Annotated in this window: 21 protein-coding genes; 2 read left to right on the top strand and 19 right to left on the bottom strand. The window is 46.6% G+C overall.

Going from position 1 to position 25,806, the window contains the following annotated elements; all coding sequences use genetic code 11:
• The first annotated feature begins 2 nt into the window (after nt 1-2).
• Both OGH69_RS05250 and OGH69_RS05255 read left to right on the top strand, forming a co-directional pair.
• A complete protein-coding gene (locus OGH69_RS05250) occupies nt 3-1,118 on the top strand; it encodes a hypothetical protein (RefSeq protein ID WP_265173400.1) in 1,116 nt (371 codons plus the stop codon).
• Between the two features lie 254 nt (nt 1,119-1,372).
• Nucleotides 1,373-4,633 carry an Ig-like domain-containing protein gene (locus tag OGH69_RS05255; protein WP_265173401.1) on the top strand — a complete coding sequence of 1,087 codons (3,261 nt, stop codon included), beginning with the start codon at nt 1,373-1,375 and terminating at the stop codon, nt 4,631-4,633.
• A 271-nt stretch (nt 4,634-4,904) separates the two neighbouring features.
• Here OGH69_RS05255 and OGH69_RS05260 read toward each other — a convergent pair whose 3' ends face one another.
• From OGH69_RS05260 to OGH69_RS05350, 19 genes are all read right to left on the bottom strand, one after another.
• The gene (locus OGH69_RS05260) at nt 4,905-7,070 is read right to left on the bottom strand and encodes a DUF349 domain-containing protein (protein ID WP_265173402.1); all 2,166 of its coding nucleotides are present in this window, start codon (nt 7,068-7,070) and stop codon (nt 4,905-4,907) included.
• 142 nt (nt 7,071-7,212) lie between these two features.
• Nucleotides 7,213-7,965, bottom strand: a complete 753-nt coding sequence (locus tag OGH69_RS05265; protein WP_265173403.1) for a shikimate dehydrogenase family protein — start codon at nt 7,963-7,965, stop codon at nt 7,213-7,215.
• Nucleotides 7,966-8,023: 58 nt separating this feature from the next.
• Nucleotides 8,024-9,424 (bottom strand): tetratricopeptide repeat protein, encoded by a 1,401-nt coding sequence (locus OGH69_RS05270; protein ID WP_265173404.1) that lies wholly within the window; start codon nt 9,422-9,424, stop codon nt 8,024-8,026.
• A 107-nt stretch (nt 9,425-9,531) separates the two neighbouring features.
• Nucleotides 9,532-10,719, bottom strand: coding sequence for an aspartate aminotransferase family protein (locus OGH69_RS05275; RefSeq protein WP_265173405.1), 1,188 nt, complete (start codon nt 10,717-10,719; stop codon nt 9,532-9,534).
• A 12-nt stretch (nt 10,720-10,731) separates the two neighbouring features.
• The gene (locus OGH69_RS05280) at nt 10,732-12,459 is read right to left on the bottom strand and encodes an OstA-like protein (RefSeq protein ID WP_265173406.1); all 1,728 of its coding nucleotides are present in this window, start codon (nt 12,457-12,459) and stop codon (nt 10,732-10,734) included.
• Nucleotides 12,460-12,605: 146 nt separating this feature from the next.
• On the bottom strand, nt 12,606-13,877 hold the full coding sequence (locus OGH69_RS05285) for an adenylosuccinate synthase (protein WP_265173407.1): 1,272 nt from the start codon (nt 13,875-13,877) through the stop codon (nt 12,606-12,608).
• 63 nt (nt 13,878-13,940) lie between these two features.
• A complete protein-coding gene (locus OGH69_RS05290) occupies nt 13,941-14,432 on the bottom strand; it encodes a Fur family transcriptional regulator (protein ID WP_265173408.1) in 492 nt (163 codons plus the stop codon).
• A gap of 67 nt (nt 14,433-14,499) precedes the next feature.
• Nucleotides 14,500-14,874, bottom strand: coding sequence for a hypothetical protein (locus OGH69_RS05295; protein WP_265173409.1), 375 nt, complete (start codon nt 14,872-14,874; stop codon nt 14,500-14,502).
• 3 nt (nt 14,875-14,877) lie between these two features.
• Nucleotides 14,878-17,097 carry a RelA/SpoT family protein gene (locus OGH69_RS05300; protein WP_265173410.1) on the bottom strand — a complete coding sequence of 740 codons (2,220 nt, stop codon included), beginning with the start codon at nt 17,095-17,097 and terminating at the stop codon, nt 14,878-14,880.
• A 117-nt stretch (nt 17,098-17,214) separates the two neighbouring features.
• Nucleotides 17,215-17,967 (bottom strand): SDR family NAD(P)-dependent oxidoreductase, encoded by a 753-nt coding sequence (locus OGH69_RS05305; RefSeq protein WP_265173411.1) that lies wholly within the window; start codon nt 17,965-17,967, stop codon nt 17,215-17,217.
• Nucleotides 17,968-18,095: 128 nt separating this feature from the next.
• Nucleotides 18,096-18,368 carry an ArsR/SmtB family transcription factor gene (locus tag OGH69_RS05310; RefSeq protein ID WP_265173412.1) on the bottom strand — a complete coding sequence of 91 codons (273 nt, stop codon included), beginning with the start codon at nt 18,366-18,368 and terminating at the stop codon, nt 18,096-18,098.
• A gap of 44 nt (nt 18,369-18,412) precedes the next feature.
• Nucleotides 18,413-18,967: a cupin domain-containing protein gene (locus tag OGH69_RS05315; protein ID WP_265173413.1), complete on the bottom strand. Its 555-nt coding sequence runs from the start codon at nt 18,965-18,967 to the stop codon at nt 18,413-18,415.
• Nucleotides 18,967-19,491 (bottom strand): hypothetical protein, encoded by a 525-nt coding sequence (locus OGH69_RS05320; RefSeq protein WP_265173414.1) that lies wholly within the window; start codon nt 19,489-19,491, stop codon nt 18,967-18,969. The genes OGH69_RS05315 and OGH69_RS05320 overlap by 1 nt, the downstream gene beginning before the upstream one ends.
• 46 nt (nt 19,492-19,537) lie before the next feature.
• Complete coding sequence (locus tag OGH69_RS05325) at nt 19,538-20,326, bottom strand: TrmH family RNA methyltransferase (RefSeq protein WP_265173415.1); 789 nt, start codon at nt 20,324-20,326, stop codon at nt 19,538-19,540.
• Nucleotides 20,327-20,561: 235 nt separating this feature from the next.
• Nucleotides 20,562-21,476 (bottom strand): hypothetical protein, encoded by a 915-nt coding sequence (locus tag OGH69_RS05330; RefSeq protein WP_265173416.1) that lies wholly within the window; start codon nt 21,474-21,476, stop codon nt 20,562-20,564.
• Nucleotides 21,477-21,488: 12 nt separating this feature from the next.
• Nucleotides 21,489-22,820, bottom strand: a complete 1,332-nt coding sequence (locus tag OGH69_RS05335; RefSeq protein WP_265173417.1) for a DUF58 domain-containing protein — start codon at nt 22,818-22,820, stop codon at nt 21,489-21,491.
• A complete protein-coding gene (locus OGH69_RS05340) occupies nt 22,820-23,881 on the bottom strand; it encodes an AAA family ATPase (protein WP_265173418.1) in 1,062 nt (353 codons plus the stop codon). The genes OGH69_RS05335 and OGH69_RS05340 overlap by 1 nt, the downstream gene beginning before the upstream one ends.
• A complete protein-coding gene (locus OGH69_RS05345) occupies nt 23,878-25,053 on the bottom strand; it encodes a DUF4350 domain-containing protein (RefSeq protein WP_265173419.1) in 1,176 nt (391 codons plus the stop codon). The genes OGH69_RS05340 and OGH69_RS05345 overlap by 4 nt, the downstream gene beginning before the upstream one ends.
• A gap of 1 nt (nt 25,054) precedes the next feature.
• Nucleotides 25,055-25,798 (bottom strand): DUF4129 domain-containing protein, encoded by a 744-nt coding sequence (locus OGH69_RS05350; RefSeq protein ID WP_265173420.1) that lies wholly within the window; start codon nt 25,796-25,798, stop codon nt 25,055-25,057.
• Between the last annotated feature and the right edge of the window lie 8 nt (nt 25,799-25,806).

Consider the following 25,806-nt stretch of genomic DNA (forward strand, 5'->3'; position numbering starts at 1 on the left):
CGATGAATAAAGTCCTATTGATGCTGTTGTGTACATTTACAGCATTCGCACAAAAGATACCCGTTGCCGACCTGCAGATAAAACTTAATCCCGGAGCAACCGAAGAACTCATGTATGGTTTTGCCGATGGCGACAGGATCATCTTTACCATAGAAGCTGATGGCAGCGCCATAAGCGAGGTCACAGTGACCGAATATCCGTCGGCCCTAAAATATAAAGGACAGAACGTAAAAGAGGAAAAAAGGGAATTTACAGTACAGGGCAATTCGGTATATGTGTTCCGGTTCGGCAATATTACCAAAGGTAAGCGTAACTGCCGGGTATCCATCCAAAGAGCCCCAAAGAGATCTGAAACAAAAAACTTCAATACCGCGGTAAAATGGATAAAAGTGCAGGATACCGTTTGGACCTCGGTTACCAAAGAGGTTGTTGTGGGCTATGATACCCTGCATGCGCAGAAAACCCGCCGCGTGATTGCTTCTGAAAAGAAGTATGAGGAAATGGTTTTCGACAAAAGCCAAAGGGTAAATGCCAGGAGCAGTTTTGGGGAAACAAAATCGGGTCTCAGCTTTTCACTTCCTTTAAGTGTTGTTGCAAAAGACGAAACCAAAAAAGTGGTAGCCTGGGCTTATTGGGTAGGCGTGGGTGAGGAGAGCAATGAATTCTGGAAGCAGAACCGCAAGCTCATTACCGGTGCCGTACAGGGCGCTGCAACTTATTTTACATCGCCTTTGGGGGGAATTGCCGCAGGAGCCATAACCAACCTGATGCTGCCCGTTAACGGCGAAGATGTAGAGTATGCGTTGGTAAATGACCAAAATTATAAGCTGTTCCTCGAAGGCAAACCTTATAAGGCGTTCGATAGCGGTAAAGGCGTAGCGGGCTACAAGCGCATTACCGATGCCGACAGGCTACAGGGGAAATTCAACATTGCCCTGGCTAATGACAACCTTGTACAGCCTATTGATGTAAATGTAAAAGTTGCAGTGATCATTGAGCATATCAAATACAAAGACGAAAAGTATACTGATCAGACAATCACGCCGCGTTATGGAAAAAAAATTGTACGTGAACCTCAAATAATGACCCGGGAGATACCGGTTCCTGTGGGTAAATAACATTCGCTGCCTTTTTTGTGAAAACTTCAAGCCTTTTCTTTTCCGCAAAGGCTATTTATATTTTTAGAGGTTCGTTTTTTAAATTATTATTAATAGAACTGTTTTTTAAATGGTTTATTTTAATTTTTTGTCATTGTGCAGGTGTTTTTTGGGATAAAAGGGCAAAATGCGTAAGCTTCTTGTTAATTGGTTGGTTTTGGGTAACTTGAAGGCACAAAATTTACTGACTGTGCAACCAATTAAAAATCCCTTGCATGAAAAAAAAATTATTTAGCACTCTTACTGTTTTTGCTGCTGTTTTATCTTCTTATGTGACAAAGGCACAAACTTATGAACACCTTCAGGTAGCTACGGGCTTTTCGGCCGACGTGATTGCCAATGGTGCCGGTACGGCCATGAGCTCTACCACTGCGGCTGTAGATGCTGCAAACTATAACTTTATGAGTAACGATTTCCAGCCAACAGCTGCGCCCCCGCCGGCTTATGCGTTGCCTGCCTCGGGCCTGATTACTTCTTTAGTCAACAGTGCCATTACGTACCAACTTGCACCCCTGAGCGGCAATAATGCTTTGCAGGTTTCTGCCCAAAATGCCAGCGGTACAATTACATTTACCAATACAGTCATTGCATCAAGGCTTTATGTTATAGCCACTACAGGCAGCGGTGCTTCAACAATTACAGCGACCATACAATTTTCTGATGCGTCAACACAGGTAATTCCGGGTGTCGCAGTTCCCGATTGGTTTGACAGTACCGCACAGCCAATCGCTGCATGGGGCTTCGGGAGGGTATTGCGTACTACCAATGCAATCGAAAACCCGGCAAATAATCCGAGGATGTACCAGCTGGCATTAAATATACTGCCTGAAAACCAGCTGAAAACCGTTACCGGCATACAGTTTACTAAAACCTCTTCAGCTGAAGGCATATTGAATGTATTTGCAGTAACCGCCGAACTGACAGGCGCCTGCCCTTCGCCGGGCAGCCTCACGGCAGTAGCCACAGCCGACGCGGCAACCTTAAACTGGACACCTTCGGTACTGCTTCCTGCCGCAGGTTATGACTACTATTATTCAACAAGCAGTACGCCGCCTACCGGTTCTACAGTACCTTCCGGCAATGTGGCGTCGGGTGTCAATACGGTTGGCCTTTCCGGCCTGGCAACAGGACAGTTGCATTACGCCTGGGTACGGTCCAATTGCAGTGAAACCGAAAAAGGCCCTTGGGTAATGGTCACTTTTACACCCGGCCAGATATCAGGTGGGTATAATTCCGGCGACATCCCTACGCTTTACGGAACCCCAAGCACTACAACAGCAAATACCTGCCCCGGTATAATAACGATAAACGTGCCTGCCGGCTACCAGATTGCCTCTGTTGCTACTGCCTATACCATGACCACCGCTTCCAACGGCTGGACATCCGAACAACGTTCACTTTTGGCCTGTACAACAACCAATACTACTGAAGCTGCAGTCACTGCAGGCGCAAATAATAGCGGAGGTACACAGGCCTATAACCGCACGGGCTTAACGTTAGCCAACGGGGCTACGGGCGCTGTGACATTTGAATTACGTGCCTGGCGTACTTTTGGCGGTTCGGGCTGCAACACTACCTGGAACAGGGTAGACAATAACAGCTGGACGGTTACTGTAACGTATTCGCCGCTTAACTGTACGCCACCTGCCAGCCCAACGGCGGCGGCCCAAAATGTGTGCAGCGGAAGTACGGTAAGCGCTCTAACGGCAACGGGCTTAGCTGGAGCTACTTTCAGCTGGTATGCGGCTGCTACCGGCGGTACGGCTTTACCGGGTACAACGCCACTTACGGCAACTACCTACTATGTATCGCAAATCGTGTCCGGCTGCGAAAGTGCCAGGACACCGGTTGCGGTTACAATCAATTCGGTTGCGGCGCCTACAGCATCGGCGCAAAGTTTTTGTCCCGGTGCAACGGTAGCCGGCCTGACCGCCAGCGGAAGCGCGGGTGCCGAATTTAACTGGTATGCCGGCGCTTCAGGGGGAACTGAACTTGCAACAACAGCAGTACTATCGGCAACAACATATTATGTTTCGCAAACCGTATCCGGTTGCGAAAGTGCCAGGACACCGGTTGCGGTTACAATCAACACGGTTGCCGCCCCAACTGCATCGCCGCAAAATTTCTGTACCTCGGGCACAGTAGCCGGGCTATCGGCAACCGGCACGGCAGGGGCAACATTCCATTGGTATGCTGCTGCAACAGGTGGCACCGAACTTTCTTCAGATACCGCATTGACTGCAACTACCTATTATGTGTCCCAAACCGTTGGCGGTTGTGAGAGCGCCAGGGCTGCTGTCAGCGTTACAATTACGGCACTGCCCGCTCCCACAGCTGCTGACCAGGCGTTCTGCGTAAGCGGGACAGTGGCAGGGCTTGTGGCCTCGGGTGTCGCTTCTGCAGAATTGCACTGGTATGATGTGCCCACAGGCAGTACACCGTTGGCAGGGACAACAGCGCTTGCTGAAGGCACTTATTACGTGTCTCAGTCGCTAAATGGCTGTGAGAGCGACAGGGAAAGCATTGATGTGACAATTATGGTAACACCTGTGCCGGAAGTAGAGCCTGAAGCTACGGGCTGCTACGGCATCACGGTAGACGATGCTACGGGCGGACTGGACATATTCCATGTGTATGAGTCGGAAACAGGAGGTACGGAACTCGAGGGAAGTTATGTATTTACAAGCGGAACATACTACGTTTCGCAAACCCTTGACGGTTGCGAGAGTGCGCGTGTACCGGTTGAAGTGACTGTTATAGAACTCAATGAGCCGGCCATAGCCCAGGACCAGGAGTTTTGTTCCGGCGCCACCCTGGCCGATGTGGTGGTGGAATACAGTACATCAGCCGAAGTAACCTGGCATGCAACTGCAGGCGGCGAAGCATTGCCTTCATCAACTGTAATTGTCGACGGAGCCTCATACTTTGCCGTACAGCATTTGGGTGTTTGTGAAAGCGAACCATCCCAGTACGTAGCAATGGTACACGCAACGCCGGACAGCCCGGAAGGAGAGGCGGAGCAGGATTTTACCGAAGGTGAGACAGTTGCTTCACTGGAAGTTACAACGGACGAAGGCGCTACGGTAACATGGTATGTCCTGGATGGGACAACATACGGCGCGGTAAGCGAAGAAACGGTGCTTGAAGATGGCCAAACCTACTATTGCTCCCAATGGGCAGATGGCTGTGAGAGCGCTTTCCTTGCAGTAACGGCTAATGAAGTGCTGTCGACCGGACAGTTTGGCTTAAGCAACCTTATGGTGTACCCGAACCCTGCGGCCGATGTCTTAAACATTACTAATGATCTGGAGATCATCCGCATCGCCGTAACGAACCTCCTGGGCCAAAAAGTCATGGATAGGGCAACAGACGGTAATGAGGTACAGGTGGATATATCACAATTACAGCAGGGCAACTATATCCTGCAGGTATATACAGAAAAAGGAACAGCATCCTTAAAAATAGCGAAGCGGTAATTAGTTTCTGCTACATGTGTGGTCCCCGGGAGTTGTAATGGCTTCCGGGGATTTTTTTTGAATGGGCTGAAGATAATTTGGGCGTGCCGGCTCCGTGCCTCCGCCGTCGCGCTCTGCGCTGTATCTGCTCCGCTGCTCTCCGCAGGATGCCGCTTCGATCGCTCACGCAAGCTTCACAAGGCCGTTTAGGCAGGCAGGGAAAGACTTTGAATTATTGCTATTAGTAAAACAGAATTATTAAAAATAAGAATCCCGCCGTAGCGGGATTTCATTATTCAGTTTTCATGTTTCTAATCTGCTTTAGCTTGTCCTTCCAGGTTACAAGCTCCTCTTTGTGTCGCTCGATGTTCTTGCGCACCTCTTTCACCAGCGGGTTATCGCCTTTAGCATTAGAGAAGAACTGGATGTTGTTTTCCAACTGGAAAATCTCACCCTGTATCTCATCAATCTTGCGCATGATGAACAGCTGCTCGTTCTCCAGCCTGCGACTGTCATCACCTTCGGCCATCTGCTCAAGGCGGTTGGTAAAGCGCACCATGTCGGTTTCTTTTTTGGACAGGCTCAGTTTCTCGAACAGCGCATCAAGTATTTTATTGAATTTGCCTTCAATGTGCCTTCTTGCCTGCGGTACGCGGCCCAGTCCTTTCCAGTTCTCTATGTGCTTTTTAATGGCATCAAGGTCGGTTTTGTGGTCTCCTGTAAGCTCAAAATCTTTGAGGGTGTCAAGGTATTCCTTCTTTTTATCAAATGCCTCGATCTCATCTTTGTTGGCTTCGTTGCGGTGAGCATGCAGCCTGTCAAAGTAATGGTTACAAGCAGCCTTGAAGTCTTTCCAAACAGAGTCAGAATACTTCCTTGGCACATGCCCAATAGTTTTCCATTCTTCCTGTATCTGCTTCATTACCTGGGTGGTTGATTCAAAATCTTCGCTGTCTTTAAGAGAATTGGCTTTTTCCACCAGGGCGAGCTTGCGGTTAAGGTTTTCCTGCTGGTCTTTTTTGATGTCCTTGTAGAAGGAGTTTTTTACGGAGTTGAAATTCCTTACGGCATTCTTAAAGGCAGCCCAGGTATCCTCATTCACCTCAATCGGCACTTTACCGGCTTTAAAGAATTGTTCCCTCAGGGCCTCAATGCGGTCTATCTGGCCCTGCCATGCATTGTGCGCGGTTATTTTTTCAGCAGCGATAGCGTCTATTTGTGCAATGATGTCTTTTTTCTTCGCAAGGTTTTCTTCCTCAAGCTCGCGGCTTTTTGCCTGCAGTGCCTCGCGTTTATCATGCAGCTGTTTGGTAAGCTCGCTAAAGCGGTTCCATATCTCCTCGCGATGTTCGCGCGATACGGGGCCTATCTCTTCTTTCCACATTTTGTGCAGTGCCTGCAATTCACGGAAAGCCTTGTTAATGTCTTCTTCCTGTACCAGTTCCTCAACACGGGCAATGATCTTCAGTTTTTGGTCAAGGTTGTGCTTAAAGTCCATGTCGCGTGCCTCCCTGTCAAGGTGCAGGTGGTCGTAAAAACGCTCGATATGGAAGTGGAAGTTATTCCACACGTGGTTGTACTTGTCGCGTGGTATCGGGCCTGCATTCTTCCAGCGCTCACGAAGTTCATTGATGTGCTTCAGGGCATCCTTAATGTTCTCGCCGCCATCCGCAAGGTTTTTAAGCTCTTCAATGATACCAAGCCTGTTGTCAAGGTTGCTTTTCAGGTCACCCTGCATTTTCTTGAAGTGTGCGCTTTTTTTGTCCCTGTATTGGTTAAACAGCGCGTCAAATTTACCCTTAAGCGGGAAGTGGTATTCAAATTCCGTAGTATCGCCATTGTTTTCATGGCTGTACTCGTCTTTTTTCTCTTCTATGAAATGATTGTATTTTGCGTAGAATGCCTTCCTGATTTCCTCAGCATGCTCTTTTACCGACATCACTTTTTCATGGGACACGACCTTTTCCAATTCATCGTAAAGCTGTTCCATGCCAAGTGCATCGTAGTCCTGCTGGGGTATGTCGTGCTTATCTGCCGAATCATCTTCACCTTCTTCTGCATTGCTTTGCTCTATAGACTCCACTGCCGAAAGCGGCACGGCTGTCTCAGCAGCTACTTCATCAATTGCAGTATCATCGGCAACTACTTCGGGAGCAACGCTTTCATGGTCGGGTTCAGCAGTTTCGGCATTGGTTTCTGCTGCTGCGAGTCCGGCGCCACTGTCATCAGATTCTTCTGTTTCCGGCACGGTTTCGGCAGGTTCATCGGCTACCTTTGCAGCATCCAGCAGCTCTTTGGGTGCAAAAGGCAATTGCCCTTCAGTTTCGTGTACTACCGGCATATCGTCATCGCCTGTTGAGCCGTCCTCCGGTACAGGTACATTGTTTACAGTGCCGTTTATTTCGTTCAGCTCCTCTCCATCTGCATCGTGCAGGTTATCATTCTTTTGGTCTAACATTGTATAAAATGCTTAGGGTTTAACTACTTTACAGCCGAAAGATAGTAAAGCCAGTTTAATATTCAAAGCAAAACATGAATTTCTGCCCTAATCTACAATGATTTTAAAATAAAAATGAAAATTTCTTAATGTTGGATGGATGTTATTTTTCATTCCAAATTTTCCATGCCTTTTCCGCCTGGTATACCAGCATGGCATAGCCGTTTTCGGTAACCGCGCCGTTTTCTTTGGCAAGCCTCAGGAATTTTGTTACAGTAGGATTGTACACAAGGTCGAAAGCAATGTGCCTGTCGGTAAAGAGGGAGTAGTCCAGCGATGGGCAGGATTCGATTGAAGGGAAAGTACCCACAGGCGTGGTATTTATTATGACAGTGTAATCGTCAAAAACCTCTTTATCCAGGTCTTCGTAAGCAAAAATGGTATCACTGCCATTTCGGGATACAAAATCATATTCAATCTTCATTTTGCGAAGGGCATACGCTACAGCTTTCGATGCTCCTCCGGTACCCAGTATCAGCGCTTTGGTGTGGTGTGGCAGGAGTAGCGGCTGTAACGCTTTTTTAAAGCCGTGATGATCGGTGTTATAGCCTTTCAGCCTGCCGTCCTTCAAAATTTTAATTGTGTTTACGGCACCAATTATCTTAGCGGTGTTGGATAGCGAATCCAGTAGTGGGATCACTTCTTCTTTATACGGAATGGTAACATTAAGGCCTTTGAGTTTCGGAGTGTTCTGTATTATTTCCGGCAGCTCGCCAATGTCCTTAATGTCAAAATTGGTATAAACACAGTTCTTTAGCTTTTCCTTTTCTGCGAATTTCTTATTGAAATACCCTGCTGAAAAAGAGTAGCTGATGTTCCGGCCCACGAGTCCGTATATTTTGGCTTTGATTTTCATGGCAATAAAAAACCGGCAGGGCGTGAGCCGGTGCCGGGTTTAACATAAACTAAATTGGTTACTTCTTTTTCTGGTGTTTCGCTATGGCATCCTGAACGATGTCCGAATACCAGACAGAAGGAAAAAATTCTTCTATAAGCGTATTGTTCTTAGGGTTTAGCCTCAGCCCGTTACTAAGGTGGAATACTGCCTTGTCTGTTTCCAGCAGGGTGAAATACAATCCTGCTAGGCGGTACTCAATCTCAAATTCCTCGGGATGGTATTCGCATGCCTGAAGCAATGTCACTACTGCAGTATCATACTCGCCAAGAGCAATAAGTGTATCGCTCCAAAAAAGCCATGTATCCAGTTGGTAATCGCCAAACTCTACCGCTTTGCGGTAGCCTTCCTCAGCTTCTTCATGAAAACCAAGCGCCCTGTTGATGATGGCATAGCGCTTCCAGTACAGCTTGTTTTCATTGTCTATGCCTATGGCTTTGTTTACATAATACAGTGCTTTTTGGAAATTCTTCCTGCGAATGTAAAAATCAGTTATGGCAATCCACGCTTTATCCAAAAGCGGGTCTTCATGTACCGTCCTGAGATAAAACTTCAACGCTTTCTCATGGTCGCCAAGGCGTTCGTGGCACTTTCCTACGCGCAACAGGGCATAGGAGGTAGGGTCATCCAGTTCCATAGTAATGTTGTAGCATTCAATGGCGTCCTTATAGCGTTTCAGCCTTTCGAGGGTTTTGGCCTTTTCGAGGAATGCCCCAAGGAAACTATCGTCAATAAGCGTTGCATAGTCAAAGGCGCGAAGGGCCTGTTCATATTCTTTAATGGCATAATATTGGCGGCCTAACTGGTGCCATGCCACTTCGCTGTATGGGTTCCTGTCTATAAAGCTGTTCAGGAAGTCGATAGCCTCAAGATTCTGGTCAAGGAAGTCAAAGCAGTATACCACATTATATAGTGCGGAATGGTCTTCGGTATCTTCCTCCAGGCACTTGATGAAGTTATCTTTTGCCAGCTCGAGGTTGTCCATAAAAAGGTATTCCATGCCAATGAGTGAGTACACGTCGGCATAGTCATCAGTATATTTCAGGGCAACATTCAGCAGGTCTACTGCCTTCTGGTGGTCGTCCCTTTTTGAGTAAATATTGGCTTTTTGGATGTAAATTTCTTCGTTGGTGGGCTCAATGGCGTAGAGTTCGTTCAGCAATCGCTCTGCCGGTTCGAGCTTGTCATCAAAGATAAGTATCTCCACCTGTACTAATTTTAAGCCTGTTGACCTGGGATGTTGTTCCAGGCCGAGTTTTAAGGCCTTCTTAGCTAAATTGATTTTGCCCGAGTCGAGGTAGTGAAGAATAATGTCCTCGAACTCTTCAGAGTCAAAGAAGAATACTTTGTTGGTTTTCAACATCGATTCAAACTTTGATAAGGATAAACTGTAATCTTCTTCTTCGTGGCTCAAATTCATGCTCCTATAGTTTAATATTATCCTTTTTAAAGTTACGAATAGTTACGCAAAAAAGGAATTTATTTAGTTTTCTTTTGAACAATTTAATTAACAAATGATTGCCAATTTTATTGTCCGGCAGCTATTTCATTCATAACTTCAATAATAATGCCACATCCTTCAATAATTTCTTCTTCTGATATTGTTAGTGGCGGGGTGATCCTGATGGCGGTGCCATCAAACAGCAACCAGAATAAAATGAGCCCTTTTTCCTGGCAACGAAGTATGACTTTATCAGTAATAGAGGCGCTTTCGGTCATGGCTGCCAGCATAAGCCCCTCGCCACGAACTTCTTTTATAAGCGGGTGAACAAGCAATTTCCTGAAAAGTTTTTCTTTTTCCAGTGCCTGCGCCATTATGTCAGTTTCGGTTATTTCCTGCAACGTTGCCAAACAGGCCGCGGCAATCACCGGATGGCCGCCAAATGTGGTTATGTGTCCCAGTTTCGGGTCATGGCTCAACAGGTCCATCATTTCGGGAGCGGCTGTGAAAGCGCCAACCGGCATTCCGCCGCCCATGCCTTTGCCCATAACTACAATGTCCGGCACCACACCGTAATTCTCGAAACCGAACAATTTGCCTGTGCGCCCAAACCCCGGCTGTATCTCATCGAGTATCATTAATGCCCCCACTTCGTCGCATCTTTGCCTTACTTTTTTAAGGAAATCATTTTGAGGCTGGATGAATCCTGCACCTCCCTGTATGGTCTCCAGGATGATACCCGCCGTTTTTGTGGTTATTTTTTGCAGGTCTTCTTCACTATTGAAGGTGATGAAGTCAACATCGGGTATCAGGGGCCTGAATATCTGTTTGCGCTCCTCAAAGCCCATTACGCTCATCGATCCCATAGTGTTGCCGTGATAGGCTTTAAAGCAGGATATCAGCTGGCTCCTGCCGGTTACCCTGCGGGCCAGCTTAAGCGCGCCTTCGGTGGCTTCAGTACCCGAGTTTACAAGGTAAGTTTTGCTTAGTTTCTCCGGCATGTGATGTGCCAGCAGCCTGCAAAATTCAGTAGCTGGGTGCTGCGCGTATTCCCCGTAAACCATTACGTGCGAATACTTGTTCAGTTGGTCAATTATAGCCTGGTTTACCCTCGCATTCTGGTGCCCAAGGCTTGCTGCCGATACACCGGCTACAAAGTCGAGGTAGGCTTTTCCTTTTGTATCATATATATAGCTTCCTTTGGCGTGAGAAACTTCCATCCCCAAAGGGTAAGGGGAAGTCTGCGCCTGGTATTTGTAAAAATCTTCAATCATGGTATGTATGCCTTAAGGCTTCTTTTTAGGCTTGGGCTTTGTGCTTGCGGGCTTTGCTGCCGGTGCTTTTTCCGGTGCAGAAACCTGCGTTTTCGTTTTTGCTTTATCCGTTTTTGTGGCAGCGTTGTTTTTATCAAAGTCCAGTGTTTCCGGCAGAGGCTCAAGGGGTGTATCCTCCTTCAGCTTGTCCTTTTCGCTTTCCTCCACAATCTTTTCATGCAGCTCCTGCTCATCGGGCGGGAAAATATCTTCCTTGCTCTTTATCATTTCGTCGCCGCGCCATTCAAAATCACGAAGCTTCCGCACGTTTTGCGGCAGTTCCTTGTCTGGATAGGAATCGCTTTCAATGTTAGTGAATGATGTTACCGATACGATTTCGTTATTCTCAATGTCAAGGTGTATCTTGCTGCTCTTGCCTTTATCAATGCCTACTAATGCATCATCATCGTCATACATGTAGTAAATCTTCTCGGTATTTTTGATAAGGTCCACCTCAGATAGCTTATTGTCCTTAAACTTGCCGTAAAGGTTCATCCCCTTTACCTGGTTAAATCCTGTGCCGAGCGTATCCTTTTGGATGATAAACGCTTTGTTGAGTACTTTTATCGAATCCAGCTTTTCTGTTTTCGCGTTCGATATCAGGTGTATGACCTCTCCGGTTATTTGGTTCTGCCCGTTAAAAATTACAGGCCTCCGGATAAGTTGTGTCAAACCGGTAGCTTCGTCAGAGTGTATCGAGTCACACTTGCCATTCATGTCAATCTTGTAAAAGCGGGCGTTGTTGTATCCCCGTACCACACGCTGCCCTTTTTTACCTGTAATAATCATCCGCTTGGCGTGTGTAAATAGCGTATCATTTTCTACTACCGTTGCAACCAAAGCCCGTTTGGTGAGCATGGTAGAGTCCTTTGCCCTGTAAACCTCTGCATAATGCCCTGTCCCTTTGAATTTGTTTACAGTGTCGGTTACGCTCACATTATTCGTGGCTGTGGCAAATTCCTTATTTTGATCGTAGTACATCTCATCACCCCTGATTATTTGTGTGTCATACTTTATATAGGAGTTTGTGTACAGCCTCGCCAGCCGCTTTCGAGTATCATAAAAACCTTTTTCCGTGTAAATAAAATCCTCCTTACTGGTTATAGTACTTGGCCCAAATACATAGGAGTGCCCGGAATTAGTGTAATAATCAAGGTTGTTCGACTTCAATACATATTTGGGATTGGTAAGCGTCACCGCGGTACGGAACTCGTATTTTTTCTGCCCGATGATGTAGCGCCCCGATTTGCTTTTCAGTGTATTCTCCTTATTTACAATGGTGCCATGCGAGTTGTAATAGGCCTGCTGTATGGCACGGTCAAAGTTGATGGTATCAGTGGTAAGTGTCATATCGGGTGACCGCATTATTACGCCACCTGTAGCATACGCAAACTTTTTGTCGCCGTTATATTCGGCATAGCGGCTGTCCATGAAAAGGGAATCGCCCTGGTTCATTTTTACATTCCCAAAAAGCTTCACATAATTTTCATCGGTAAAGTGGTAGGCCTTGTTGCAGGTAATCCTCACACCATCGTGCAATATCTGCACATTGCCGGAAAGTATGACGGCGCCGGGTACTTCATTCTGGTTCATTTCGGTAAAGTCGGAGTTCTCAATGATGATCTTCTTCTTTTCCTGGGCTACCAAAGATGACCCAACCAGTAAAGTGAGGCTTATAATAAAGAAAAACAGTTTTTTCAATGTATGAAATTTTGTGGCAAATTTACGGGAAATATTATAACAATAGCCGTGCCGTATTAAAACGTCGGAGTTATTATTTCATTGTATAAAAATATAGAGCCCGGCATATTAAATATGCCGGGCCTTATAAATATAAAATCGTGCTATTACTTCATTATCGTCTGTGTCCTGTCCGGTCCGACAGATACTACTTTAATAGGCACTTCCAATTCTTTCTCGATGAATTCGATGTACTCTTTCAGTTCTGATGGAAGTTCATCATAGCTGGTCATTCCGGTAAGGTCGGCCGCCCAGCCTTTTTTCTCTACATAGATCGGGCTCACATTCTCCGGCTCGATGTTGTATGGGAAATGATCTATCTTTTGACCTTTATACTCATAAGCGGTACATATTTTCAGTGTGTCAAACCCCGAAAGAACGTCGCCCTTCATCATATATAGCTGCGTAACGCCATTTACCTGCACCGCATATTTCAAAGCCACAAGGTCCAGCCATCCGCAACGCCTTGCGCGCCCGGTAACCGATCCAAATTCATTGCCCACGCGTGCCATGGTAGCGCCATCCTCATCAAAAAGCTCGGTAGGGAAGGGCCCGCTGCCTACGCGTGTAGTGTAGGCCTTGAATATCCCGAACACATCTTTTACCTTATTCGGTGCAATGCCAAGCCCTGTACAGGCGCCGGCGGCGGTTGTGTTGGATGATGTTACAAACGGATAGGTGCCAAAATCAATGTCAAGAAGTGAACCCTGTGCACCTTCGGCAAGGATCGATTTTCCTTCTTTCATGGCTTTATTCAGGTATTCTTCGCTGTCAATGAATGTTAGCTTTTTCAGCTCCTCAACGGCAGTAAAGAATTCAGTTTCAAGTTCCTCAAGGTCATATTCCAGTGCCACGTCATAAAAGTCGATCATCGCCTGGTGCTTGTCGGCCAATGCACGGTAACGCTCCTGGAAATCTTCCAGCTCAATGTCGCCTACGCGGATGCCGTTCCTGCCGGTTTTGTCCATATATGTAGGGCCGATGCCTTTCAGGGTGGAACCTATTTTTGCTTTGCCCTTGGCAGTTTCAGAGGCCGCATCCAGCAAGCGGTGGGTAGGCAATATCAGGTGGGCTTTGCGAGAAATCAAAAGCCTCGACTTAATGTCAATGTTGAATTTCTCCAGGCCCTCAAGTTCTTTCTGGAAAACTACAGGATCCATCACCACGCCATTGCCGATAATGTTCACTGAATTTTGATGGAATATTCCCGATGGAATCGTTCTAAGTACGTGCTTAATACCGTCAAATTCCAATGTGTGCCCGGCATTGGGGCCGCCCTGAAAACGGGCTATGATATCATATTTGGAAGTAAGTACGTCAACAATTTTTCCCTTGCCTTCGTCGCCCCATTGTAGTCCAAGCAGCAAATCTACTGTCATTCTCTTTAGTTGTTAGTTTATGTTGTAGTTATGTTTATTCGTTAAAAAAATAAAACCAATCCGTTAGGGTTGGTTTGTAGCCGCTGCAATTTCCGCATCGGTGTTCACTTCGGGCGCGGGCGCCTTTCGGTGGCCGTAAAGGTATAAAGAATGGTTATGAATTTCAATACCAAAAATCTCCTCTATGGTTTTTTTGATCGACTGTATGCGTGGGTCGCAAAACTCGATCACCTCGCCGGTATCAGTCATGATGATGTGGTCATGCTGCCTGTCAAAATACGATTTCTCATAGTGGCTCTGGTTCTGGCCAAACTGGTGCCTGCGCACAAGGCCGCAATCCAATAGCAATTCTATCGTGTTGTACAGCGTTGCGCGGCTCACACGATAGTTCTTGTTCTTCATCTTTATGTACAGCGACTCAATGTCGAAATGCTCCTGGCTGTTGTATATCTCCTGCAGGATAGCATAGCGCTCAGGAGTTTTCCTGTGCCCTTTATCCTCAAGGAATTTGGTAAAGACATTTTTTACAATGTCCTGGTTTTTATTATTTTCCATGATGTTGGTATCAATAACTGCAAAGATAATCTAAATTTCCTGAAGTGAAAGGTTTCTGCTGAAATAGCTATTCGGGCTTAAAAATAATCTTCTGCTTCGCATCATTCCGGGAAAGTACGGCTTTGTCTTTCGTCAACGAATGAATATGCCAGATGTTGGTACCCCTTCGGTCTTTGGTAGTAATCTCTTTTTTAGTTGCATCCAGCGTCCAGGTACCGGTAATTTCAGCTATAAATTCAAAGGTGTAGGTTTTGTCTTCCCTAAAGGTTAATACCGTTGCTTCCAGCATCTCCCTAATCTCGGCCTTCTTTTCTTCGGTATCATCATTGATTATATCGGCAAATACCCATTTTTTGCTGAGGTTCTTTTCGTTTATTTCAATTTCCTGGCCAACGCTTAATTGCGCTATTGTCAGTATAAATAGCAGTAATATATTTTTCATCCTTTAATTATAAATCCTCGTCACCTTATCTATCCCGTCTATTTTCTTAATATTCTCAATCAGTTTTTTCAATATGGTATTGTTCTGAACCACCACCGTCAGCTGCCCGTTGAAAATGCCTGCATTTCCACTTAGTGATATGCTTTGGATGTTCACGTGCATATTATTGGAAATTACTTTGGTAAGTTCGTTAGTAAGCCCCAGTGAATCCATACCGGTGATCTTAAGTGTGGCTTTGAACTCCTCCTGCGACGAGTCGATCCACTTGGCCTGGATAATGCGGTAGGCGTAGTTGCTTTGCAGCCTGATTGCGTTCGGGCAGTCCCTTTTGTGTACTTTGATACCTTCGTTTATGGTCACAAAGCCAAACACGTCGTCTCCCGGTATCGGGTTGCAGCAATTGGCCAGCTTATAGTCCAGCTTATCTTCGTTTTTCCCGAATACCAGCAGGTCATAATTACGGCTGATTTCTTCTTTTTGGATCTGTTCCTGCGGAAGGTTTGGCGTACGCTTGATTTTGCCCTTAAAGAAATTCATGAAGGTATTGCTCTTTAGCGAGGCAAAATCCTTCAGCTGCTGGTTTTCGATTGTTCCAACGCCTACCCGGTAAAACAGGTCGAGGCTGGTTTTTAGCTTAAAGAAAGAAACCAGTTCGTTTACCGTAGCTTCGTTCAGCGTTATTTTAAGGTGGCGAAGTTTGCGGGTAAGCAGCTCTTTTCCGTCTTCCGCAATTTTCTTCGTGTCCTCGTTAAGTACGTTCTTTATCTTGTTCTTGGCACGGGCGGTGGTCACATACTCCAGCCAGTGCGAGTTTGGTTTTTGGTTTTGCGACGTGATAACCTCCACTTGGTCGCCGCTGTTCAACACATGGTTTAGGGGTACCAGTTTACCGTTTACCCTTGTGCCGCGGGTGCGTATCCCCACCTCCGAGTGGATGCTGAAGGCAAAGTCCAGCGAGGTTGCGCCCTTTGGCAGTGACTTTATTTCACCTTTTGGGGTAAACACGTAAATTTCCTTGGCATACAGGTTCAATTTAAAATCTTCTACAAAGTCCACCGCGTTAGCCGCCGAACTTTCCAGGGCTTCCTTCAGGAGGTTAAGCCATGTTTCCAATCCGTGTTCCTCAGTAGCGCCGCCCTGCTTGTATTTGTAGTGGGCAGCATAACCTTTTTCGGCTACTTCGTCCATGCGTTCGCTCCGCACCTGTATTTCAACCCATCGTCCTTTGGGGCCCATGACGGTAATGTGCAGGGCTTCATAACCTGTCGATTTGGGCGACGATATCCAGTCCCGCAGCCTGCTCGGGCTTGGCCGGTAATGGTCGGTTACTATAGAGTAAATTTTCCATGCAAGGAACTTTTCATCATGGGTGTTCGATTTATAGATGATGCGCAATGCAAACTTGTCATACACTTCGTCAAAAGTTACGCCCTGCGCCAGCATCTTGCGTCGAATGGAGTAAATGGATTTCGGCCTGCCCTTAATTGTATATTCAATTCCTTCAGCATCCAGGGAGGCTTTCAGTACTTCCGATATCGACTTGATATAGGCATCCTGCTCCTCCTTGCTCTCCTTCATCCGGCTTACGATGTCATTGTATACGGCAGGTTCGGTATATTTCAAGCCAAGGTCTTCCAGTTGCGATTTGATGTTATACAATCCCAAACGGTGGGCGAGGGGAGCATAAATATACAGCGTTTCCGATGCGATCTTGGCCTGCTTGTAATCGGCCATCGATCCCATGGTCTGCATATTGTGCAGCCTGTCGGCAATCTTAATCAGGATTACGCGCACATCATCATTCAGGGTAAGCAGCATTTTGCGGAAGTTCTCCGCCTGCATCGATATCTCCTGGTCAGTCTTAACCTGGGCGATTTTGGTAAGCCCTTCTACAATTTGTGCAATTTTGGGGTTGAACATCTTCTCGATGTCTTCAACCGTAATGTCAGTGTCTTCGACCACATCGTGCAGCAGCGCCGAAGCGATTGATGTAGCGCCCAGGCCAATTTCCGAAGCAACGATCTTTGCTACGGCGATAGGGTGGAAAATGTAGGCTTCCCCCGATTTTCTGCGTTGGTCTTTGTGAGCGTCAACAGCTACGTCAAATGCCTTGCGTATCAGCTTCTTGTCGTCTTCCGTAAGCGTTTGGTAGCTTATTCGTAAGAGTTCCTTATATTCCTTGGCTATAGCCTTATTTTCAAGCTCTATATCTGTCTCAGTCATAAATACATATCAATAGCCTTAAAAATAGTAAATATTTGGGAGAATTACAATAGTATGAGGGTTATAAAAAAAGCAGGCAGGAAATAATCCTGCCTGCTTTACTTTGGTTTGCCTGTTTTATCGCATTCCACCACCGGCACTGATGCGTTCGCCGGTAAGCCACGCAGATTCGTCACTTGCAAGGAAAGTTACAATCGTGGCGATATCATTAGGCTGGCCAATGCGCCCAAGCGGCGTCATTGCCACAAGATTCTTTTCCAGGTCACTGCCTATTAAGCCAGCGGCATGGGTGCCTTCAGTCTCTACAGGGCCCGGTGCTACTACGTTTACCCTTATGTTTTTCGGGGCAAGCTCCAGCGCCAGTACCTGCGTAAGGGTGTCGAGAGCACCTTTTGTGGCTGAATACACAGATGAATTGACTACAGGTGTCCGGCTGGCAATCGAACCGATGTTTATGATGCTGCCACCGGCCTCGCCAAAATGCTTAACAGCTTCTTTGGATGTGAGTATAGGTGCATATACGTTGGTATTGAATTGGGCTTCAAACTCCTCGCGGCCTATCTCCTCAAGTGGGTTAAACCTGTAGATGCCGGCATTGTTTACCAAAATATCAAGCCTGCCATAAGTCTTTATTGTTTCGTCAAATATGCGCTTCACGTCGCTTTCGTTGTCCGCTTTCCCCTGTAAGGCAATTGCTTTTCCGCCATCCGATTGTATCTGGCTTACGGTTTTGTCTGCTCCTTCTTTGTCCGAAGCATAATTAACCACTACTGCCGCACCCGCCGCAGCAAGGCTTTTAGCTATTCCGGACCCTATTCCTTTACTGGCTCCTGTAACCAGCGCCACTTTTCCACTTAACTTTAAACTCATTTTTCGTTTAATTAAATTATCTATATATTTAAATTTATCGATGTAATTAATCAAAAAAAGTCCGTGATTAATTACAGGGACAAAGATATATAATAAATCTACATATTTAAATATTTCGATATATTATTTTACCCTAAAGTTTTTAAATAGTTGATGTATCCGGCAAGTACCGTATTGTCAATAGTGTAGCTGATGCTACGCCCGTCCTTTTCCGGAATAAGGAGTCCGGCATCTGTGAGCTGCTTAATATGATGGGAAACAGATGGTTGTGCAAGCCCCAAAAAATTGATGAGGCACGAGCACTGCATTCCGCTTCCCTGCTGTTTCACCTGTTCAAGGATTTTCAGTCGGTTGGGGTCGGCCAGCGCTTTCGATATGCGTTCAATATCTTTCGGATTCATAATGGATTGAAAAATGCAAATTTATGGATTAAATCCTGAAACACCTAATCCTTTACATACCGTTCAAGCAGCTCAGCTTCTATACCGAGATATACCGCCCGTCGGTAAAATAGTTTTACCATCGGTGAAATAAGCCTGAAAAGGGGATTTGCCAAATGCGTGTCGCCCCAGTTGTGCATTACGGCAATCAGGTAAATGTTTTTAGGTATTTGATTTTTCGTTATGGTTTTTCCGTCATTTACCAGCCCGAACATTGTTTTGAGGAAATTTTCAAAACCGGGTTGTCCGGGCCTGAGCATTACCCTGAAGACGATTTCATCGGTGCTGTCATTAAAGAAACGATGTGGAATGGCTATGGGGACAAGTTTCCGCTCTCCGGGCCTAAGATGCACAATATCCTTTTGGTATTGCAGTCCGAGATTCCCTTTTAAGGCAAAGAATTCTTCGGTAAATCGGGTATGATAATGCAGCGGGTTGCCACCGCCCGGCGAAAGGCTCACTTCGAGCAGCGAATATTCGCCGCCGGTATCCTCGGACGATTCGATTATTCGGGCATATTCACCGTTTACGGGATTGTAATATGTTTTTGGATTGGGCATCAATCACACGGGAAATAGCATTCAATGGATTTTAGCTTATCATCCTTAAAGTAAAAACGCCATTCATAGTCCTCAGCGGTATCGGGGAGAAGGGTAATCATTTCCAGCAATTCGCCTTCTTCACCTTCTACATCCTCAATATATGCAGCCGCACCCGGATACGTCTTCATAAAACTTTTCAGGGTAGTGGTACGGTCGAACCAGTCATTTTTTATAGAGAAGTAAGTGTTGCGGTTTTTAGTGAAATCCACGCTCCTGAAATTCATGATGCCATTGTCAAGCTCGTATTTAGTGCCCTTATAATGCACCATTTTTACAGTTGCCTCTTCCTCGCGCCCGCATATCTCATCGTGTCGTGGTGCCGTAATACTATCAGCTTTTTTGTACCGCCTGTCAAATTCAGCTTTACTGATGGTCATCTTTATTTTGTCATTGATCATGGCTTCATCCCATGATAACGTTTCAATGTCCTGCGAAAAAACGGGTAAGGATAGCAAAATTGCAAGTAAAGTAAGGGCTTTCATTGGTGTCGTATTGGCTATTAGTAAACGTCGAAAGATACGTAATATTTTAAAAACCCCTCTGTCTTTTGGCTTCAAAGATAAGTATGGCCGCAGCAACCGAAACATTCATCGAGTCAATGGCACCCTGCATGGGAATAATGATGTTCTTTGTAGAGGCCGCCCGCCATTCGTCTGTCAGGCCGGTTGCTTCTGTACCCACGACTAAGGCCGATGCCTCCGTATAATCCTGGGTGTGGTATTGCGCCGAATCCTGCAGCGTAGCGCAGTAAATATTGATGTTTTTCGACTTCAGGAAAGCGATTACTTCTTCTGTAGTTCCGACGGCTATGTTGTTGGTAAACAGGCAGCCAACACTGCTGCGCACAATGTTGGGGTTGTACAGGTCGCTTTTAGGATTAGCAATGATTACGGCATCCAGGTTGGCGGCATCGGCAGTGCGAAGCATAGCGCCAATGTTGCCGGGTTTCTCAGTAGCCTCCATTACCAGTATCAGCGGATTATCGCCCGGTTCAAGGTCTTCAAGCCTCAGGCTCTTTGTTTTAGCTACGGCAATGATCCCTTCGGTCGTATCGCGGTAGGCAAGTTTTTGGTATACCTCCCGGCTTATTTCTATCAGTTCGGTTTGCCTGCCTGCAAGAGTTTTCACCTCATTTTCAGTAAGCATGCCTTCCATAAACAGCGCTGTTTCAATCTCATAGCCACCTTTTCGTGCCAGTTCTATCTCACGTTGCCCCTCGATCAGGAACGTGCCGCTCTGCCTCCGGGCCTTTGCTTTTTCCTGCAATTGCACGAGGTGTTTTATCAATGGATTTTGCGGACTCGTAATCTGTTTCAAAATTGTTTTTCTTGATGATTTTTGCAAAGTTACGATATGATTTTCATACCCGCGCTATATGATTTTTTGGTACTCGCTACAGGAATTCAGGGGTGTTGTGATATGATTTCATGAACCTATCATCAGAAAACATTTTTTTGTCAATTTTCGGCAGATTAATAATGCAGGAAATTACTTAATATATTTTTTCATTCCTAATCTGTTTTAAAATAGTACTGAAAAGTTTAGGGAAATATCATTCTTCATCATAATACCCATTATAAGCTTTTTGAAATTCCGTAGTCTCCTGCTCATGTATGCCTTCAAAACCAATGTTGCCACTGTTTCTGAGCATCTGTCGGGCAATCTTTGCCGTAGGGCTGTCGGGATGCTTTTTTATAAAGCGGTTGTATTCTTCAACTATTTCAGGATAAAGGGTGTTGCCTTCGTGTTCATGGGTAGGTGTGTTGTCCTGCCCAAACAGGTAGCTCAATCGGTACATACGGTAATTGGCAGATGCCCTTGCATATAGTTTGCTCCCCGGATATTTTAGCAGGAAATCCTCCCAGTTGATAACCCGTTGGGACAGTTCCTCCCAGGTTATGGCAAGCCCTGCATCAGCGCTCCACAGGTCCGAGTCGTCAAAAGACTGCAGGGCAAGGAATCGCTTATAATCAGGTGTCACATAGTCGTTGAACATTTTCAGGTAATAGTCATGCTTCGCCCGTATTTCGCCCATGCCTTCACCAATGTGCCAAAACTCCAGGCCTGCCTTTTCCAGCAGGTCTTTTTTATGTTGGATGGAATCCTGCAATTTTATGGGGTCGCCATTGTTGTCGTAAAAGTGATTATGGAAGTCCTCCAGCAATTTGCCTTCGGCAACGTTCATGCGGCCGATTATTTCATTGTTTTGTTTTTCGTATTCATCGTACAGCTTGTTGGCTTCCTCAGGTTTAAGCGACGAAAGCCGGGCCATTGTGTTTTCCTTCAGTCTTGAAAAATCAGCAACAAGCCCTTCCAGTTTAGAGGTTTTGCCTTTATCGGCGAAAACCTTTTCTACAACAGTCGTATCTGTAGCTTGTGTTGAAGTTTCTGTTGCAATATCCTGTGGCGTTTCCTTTTTGCACGAAACCAAAACAATACCCAAAAGCAGCAATCCGAAATATTTCATGAATAATGGTTTTTACAAAATACCCCTCGCTTTAATCTCAAGGTACTTGTTAATGCTCTCCACGGTCAGGTCTTCGGGCCTGGTGAGTACCGAATAGATGCCGTACTTCTTCAGCTCGTTCACGATCAGCCTTTTCTCGAATGCGAATTTCTCGGCAATCACCTGGTCGTATATCTCCTGTATGTCGCCGGCTTTTTTATTCATAAGTGCTTCCAGCTCTACGTTCTCAAAAAATACCACTACGAGCAGGTGGCTTTTGGCAATGCCCTTCAGGTAAGGCAGCTGGCGCCTGAGGCCGTCCAGGGTTTCAAAGTTGGTATACAGCAATATCAGGCTGCGTTGGGTCACGTTCTTTTTAATGTCGGCATATAGCCTGCTGTAATCGCTTTCAAAAAAGTTGGTGTTCACGTTATACAGCGTTTCCATGATGCGCTGCATTTGCATCGAACGCCTGTCGGCGGCAACGCGGTTCTCTACTGTTTTAGAGAAGGAAAACATCCCTGCCTTGTCGCCTTTTTTCAGTATGATGTTGGCCAATACCAATGTCGAGTTGATGGCATAGTCCAGCAGGCTCAACCCGTTGAAGGGCATCTTCATCACGCGGCCTTTGTCTATGGCCATGTACACGTTTTGCGACCGTTCGTCCTGAAACTGGTTTACCATCAGCTGGTTCTTTTTGGCGGTGGCCTTCCAGTTGATGGTGCGCAGGTCGTCGCCGCCCACATATTCCTTTATCTGCTCAAACTCCATGGTGTGGCCTATGCGGCGTATCTTTTTCAGGCCGTATTCAAAAAGCCGGTTCGAAAACGCCATCAGGTCATACTTGCGCAGCTGCATGTACGAAGGGTAGTTCGGCACCATCTGCCCTGTTTCAAATTTAAACCTGCGCGATACCAGCCGCAGGGGAGAGGACACGTATACGTTCAGGCTGCCAAAATGGTATTCGCCGCGCTCCGTCGGCCTTAGGAAATACTCAAAGCTGTCGCTTCCTCCCGGGCTTATGGTACGGTTTACGCTGAAATTGCGCATCTGGAACTGCACCGGTATCTCGTCGATGATTTTTAAGGCAGCGTGAAACGAGTAGCCGCTTTCCAGCCGAACCACCACCTGGTTCTCATCGCCGTTAGACAGCTTTTCGGCAAGAATCCTCGTCCCGTCAAAACGCTGGTTGGACGCAAAAAGCAGCAGGAAGTCGATTACGGTAAACCCGATGAATGCATATACCATCAGCCACACGGCGGCATACAGTGCAGGAAACACAAAGGCCAGCACAAAGCAAACCATGATGCCCACAAGCACATAGAAGAAAAGGTTGTTTAGGTATATGCGGTTAAGCCACTTCATTAACGCGGTATTTCTACGGTATCTATAATCTGTTTGATAATCTGTTCGCTGGTAAGGCCTTCCATTTCACGCTCGGGCGCTACCATGATCCTGTGGCGCAGTACCGGTATGGCCGAATCCTTAATGTCTTCCGGTGTTACAAAATCCCTGCCCCTCAGTGCTGCAAAGCCCTTGGCGGCATTTAGTATCGCTATGGATGCCCTCGGCGAAGCCCCCAGGTAGAGGAACGCATTTTCGCGGGTATTGGTCACGATCTTGGCAATGTATTCTATCAGTTGCGGCTCGATCACGATATGCTTTACAACGCCCTGGTATTTCAGGATGTCAGCCTGCGATAGTATCTTTTTTATGTTCTCCAGCTTTTCCCTGTCGTGCAGGGCATTTTCGCGCTGCAGTATGGCAACTTCCTCATCGAGTTTGGGATAATCGATGGCAATCTTGAACAGGAAACGGTCCAGCTGCGCTTCGGGCAGGCGGTAGGTGCCTTCCTGCTCGATTGGGTTTTGCGTAGCGATTACAAGAAATGGTGCTTCCATCGGGTAGGTAGTGCCCTCAATGGTTATCTGGCGTTCTTCCATAACCTCAAATAAGGCAGCCTGTGTTTTGGCAGGTGCACGGTTGATCTCATCAATCAATACGAAGTTGGAAAATATAGGCCCCTTCTTGAAATTGAACTTGGATGACGCCATGTCGAATACCGATGTACCCAGTATGTCCGACGGCATGAGGTCCGGTGTGAACTGGATTCGGCTAAAGTCAAGCGTCAGGGTTTTGGCAAGCAGCTTGGCCGTAATGGTCTTGGCCACGCCCGGCACGCCTTCAAGCAGCACATGCCCGTTAGACAGTATGGCAACCAAAAGCTGGTCGATCATTTTCTGCTGGCCAACGATTACCGAACTTATTTCCGACTTAACTGCCTCGATGCTCTGCTGCAGGCCCGAAAGGTCGATCCTTGAGGTAAAATTGATGTTGTCGGTTTCAGGGGTACTGCCGGCAGCATCGTTTGCCTGCGCACCCTTATCCAGGTTGATCCCCTCTGGGCTGTTGAATTCTTCTGTCATAACCTTAATTTTTCAATTGCTTTGTTGATTTCTATAACGTCAGCTTCGGTACTCTGAAACTGGTGCCTGTGTTTTTTTATCAGCCCTACCGCTTTCTGGATATCTTCGTACGATTTGCCCGACTTCAGGTGCAGCTTTTCGACAAAGGCCTCATCCAGGGCATAGGTGTCTATCAGGTATTCGGTCCGTACAAACTCAAGGAAGTAGATGATTTTCTTTTCGATGATCGTATGGTGGTCGCCCTCCTGGTAATAGAGGTTGCCGATGGTTTTGGTAAAGTCGAGCGTGGTATTGCGCACCGGCTTTATCTCCGGGATGATGCGCTGCCTCCTTTGCGCATTGAAAAGGATGAAGATGATGATCCCGACGATGCCCAGCCACATGGCCGAATACAAGGCAGGCTGGCTTTCTATGAACCGCAGCTTGCTGGTAGAAAGGTTGCGTAAACCCGAATGCCAGTAAATGTTGCCTTTAGGGATGTACGACAGTACCTTTTCGGCATAGTGGTGGCGGCTGCCTTTCAACAGGTAATAATTGCTGAAGGCCGCAGGCTGCGTGTGCAGCAGGAACTGGCCATCGCCAAAGCCCACGCGTATAAAGTTGGGCTTTTCGCCCTTTGGCGTATTTTGGTAGCCCAATACCGTTGCCCCCGATTTTTCTATGGAATCAAAAGCAGTGTAGCCGGCCCCCTTCGCATACCAGTACTTTCCGGAATCTTTTTTCAGGCGGAAGCTTATGGAATCGGCAGGGAAATAATCGCCGCTAAGCCTGAGGTTGAGCGTGTCGAGCAGCACTGGCGGAAAATCTTTCATACTTAACACCACCGTATTGCCGTGTTCTGCAAAATACAGCAGTTCCATGGCCGAAGCTTCGTCAAGCGTGTTGTGGTCCTTTATGTCCAGATACGTGCCTTTTGTGGTGTAGGTATGTTTGTCGTAGTCGAACTTATCATCGAAAAACTCATAAGGAGTTACCGAAAATTTCTTTATTTCCTGTTGTTTAAACAGTTTAGGCGCTTCGTTATCCAGCACATACAGCCCCAGGGGCATCTTGTGCCGCGGCTCATAGGTAGGCGACCAGTTGACCTCTTTGGGCATCATGGCCGCAATGACTGCTACAAGCCCTATAACAAATACACCGAATACGATAAAGATTGTGGTTTGCCTGCTCATCTTATAACGTATTTAATGTTTTACGGAATGCCCTCTCTGCTTTATCATAGGCGGCCCTGTCAATGGGGAACTCGCCATACCAGCTGTGGTCGTACACATACGAAAGGTATTCAAAATCTTTTCTCAGGCCATTGTCGCGTATCTCATACAGGTAGTCACTGTTGGTCTTGTCGCGGTGCAGCCGTATCACTTCACGATCGGCCAGTTTCTTCAGCAGCCACAGGTAGTAGTAGCGTACCGCCAGCCTGTAGTTGCCGGCATGGCTTGCTTCGGCCACAAGTTTGACCAGGTCCATGCCGTGGATGTTTTCCTCATCGGCATCCTGCACATTGATTTTTTTGCGCGCTTTGCCAAATATCCAGTATCCCTGCTTGTTAAGCAGGGCGCGCGAAATGAAATATACCGCTATGCCAATAAGGACAAATGCGAGTATCTTCAGCGTCAGCGACCAGCCTTTGCCCTTTCCGCTTTCTTCCTCACCGAAAAAGATGCTGCGCAACACTTCGCCCAGCCATTCCTTAAAGCGGTCCCAGGCTGTTTTCTTTGCAGGCTTTTTGGGCTCGTAATTAAAATCCGATCCCGAATAGCTGTCCTTAAAGCCTTCTTCAAAACTGCGTTGTGCATAGGGGAGGTCCGCTTCGGGCTGTGCCTGGGCCTCTTTAAATGCCACACTGTCCTGAACCGTAGTCGGGCAGGCTGCAAGCGGGATAAGCAGCAATAGTATGCAAAGCAGGAATCTGTTCAATGTAATTA

Source organism: Flavobacterium sp. MFBS3-15 (assembly GCF_026107645.2).
In the GTDB taxonomy this organism is placed as follows: Bacteria; Bacteroidota; Bacteroidia; order Flavobacteriales; family Flavobacteriaceae; genus Flavobacterium.

Bases quoted from the DNA above. Each gene is read 5' to 3' on its own strand.
- OGH69_RS05265 (WP_265173403.1), bottom strand. From the start codon at position 7,965: ATGAAAATCAAAGCCAAAATATACGGACTCGTGGGCCGGAACATCAGC.
- OGH69_RS05345 (WP_265173419.1), bottom strand. From the start codon at position 25,053: ATGAGCAGGCAAACCACAATCTTTATCGTATTCGGTGTATTTGTTATA.
- OGH69_RS05250 (WP_265173400.1), top strand. From the start codon at position 3: ATGAATAAAGTCCTATTGATGCTGTTGTGTACATTTACAGCATTCGCA.
- OGH69_RS05255 (WP_265173401.1), top strand. From the start codon at position 1,373: ATGAAAAAAAAATTATTTAGCACTCTTACTGTTTTTGCTGCTGTTTTA.
- OGH69_RS05330 (WP_265173416.1), bottom strand. From the start codon at position 21,476: ATGAAATATTTCGGATTGCTGCTTTTGGGTATTGTTTTGGTTTCGTGC.
- OGH69_RS05285 (WP_265173407.1), bottom strand. From the start codon at position 13,877: ATGACAGTAGATTTGCTGCTTGGACTACAATGGGGCGACGAAGGCAAG.
- OGH69_RS05290 (WP_265173408.1), bottom strand. From the start codon at position 14,432: ATGGAAAATAATAAAAACCAGGACATTGTAAAAAATGTCTTTACCAAA.
- OGH69_RS05315 (WP_265173413.1), bottom strand. From the start codon at position 18,967: ATGCCCAATCCAAAAACATATTACAATCCCGTAAACGGTGAATATGCC.
- OGH69_RS05260 (WP_265173402.1), bottom strand. From the start codon at position 7,070: ATGTTAGACCAAAAGAATGATAACCTGCACGATGCAGATGGAGAGGAG.
- OGH69_RS05320 (WP_265173414.1), bottom strand. From the start codon at position 19,491: ATGAAAGCCCTTACTTTACTTGCAATTTTGCTATCCTTACCCGTTTTT.
- OGH69_RS05295 (WP_265173409.1), bottom strand. From the start codon at position 14,874: ATGAAAAATATATTACTGCTATTTATACTGACAATAGCGCAATTAAGC.
- OGH69_RS05300 (WP_265173410.1), bottom strand. From the start codon at position 17,097: ATGACTGAGACAGATATAGAGCTTGAAAATAAGGCTATAGCCAAGGAA.
- OGH69_RS05335 (WP_265173417.1), bottom strand. From the start codon at position 22,820: ATGAAGTGGCTTAACCGCATATACCTAAACAACCTTTTCTTCTATGTG.
- OGH69_RS05310 (WP_265173412.1), bottom strand. From the start codon at position 18,368: ATGAATCCGAAAGATATTGAACGCATATCGAAAGCGCTGGCCGACCCC.
- OGH69_RS05340 (WP_265173418.1), bottom strand. From the start codon at position 23,881: ATGACAGAAGAATTCAACAGCCCAGAGGGGATCAACCTGGATAAGGGT.
- OGH69_RS05270 (WP_265173404.1), bottom strand. From the start codon at position 9,424: ATGAATTTGAGCCACGAAGAAGAAGATTACAGTTTATCCTTATCAAAG.
- OGH69_RS05275 (WP_265173405.1), bottom strand. From the start codon at position 10,719: ATGATTGAAGATTTTTACAAATACCAGGCGCAGACTTCCCCTTACCCT.
- OGH69_RS05305 (WP_265173411.1), bottom strand. From the start codon at position 17,967: ATGAGTTTAAAGTTAAGTGGAAAAGTGGCGCTGGTTACAGGAGCCAGT.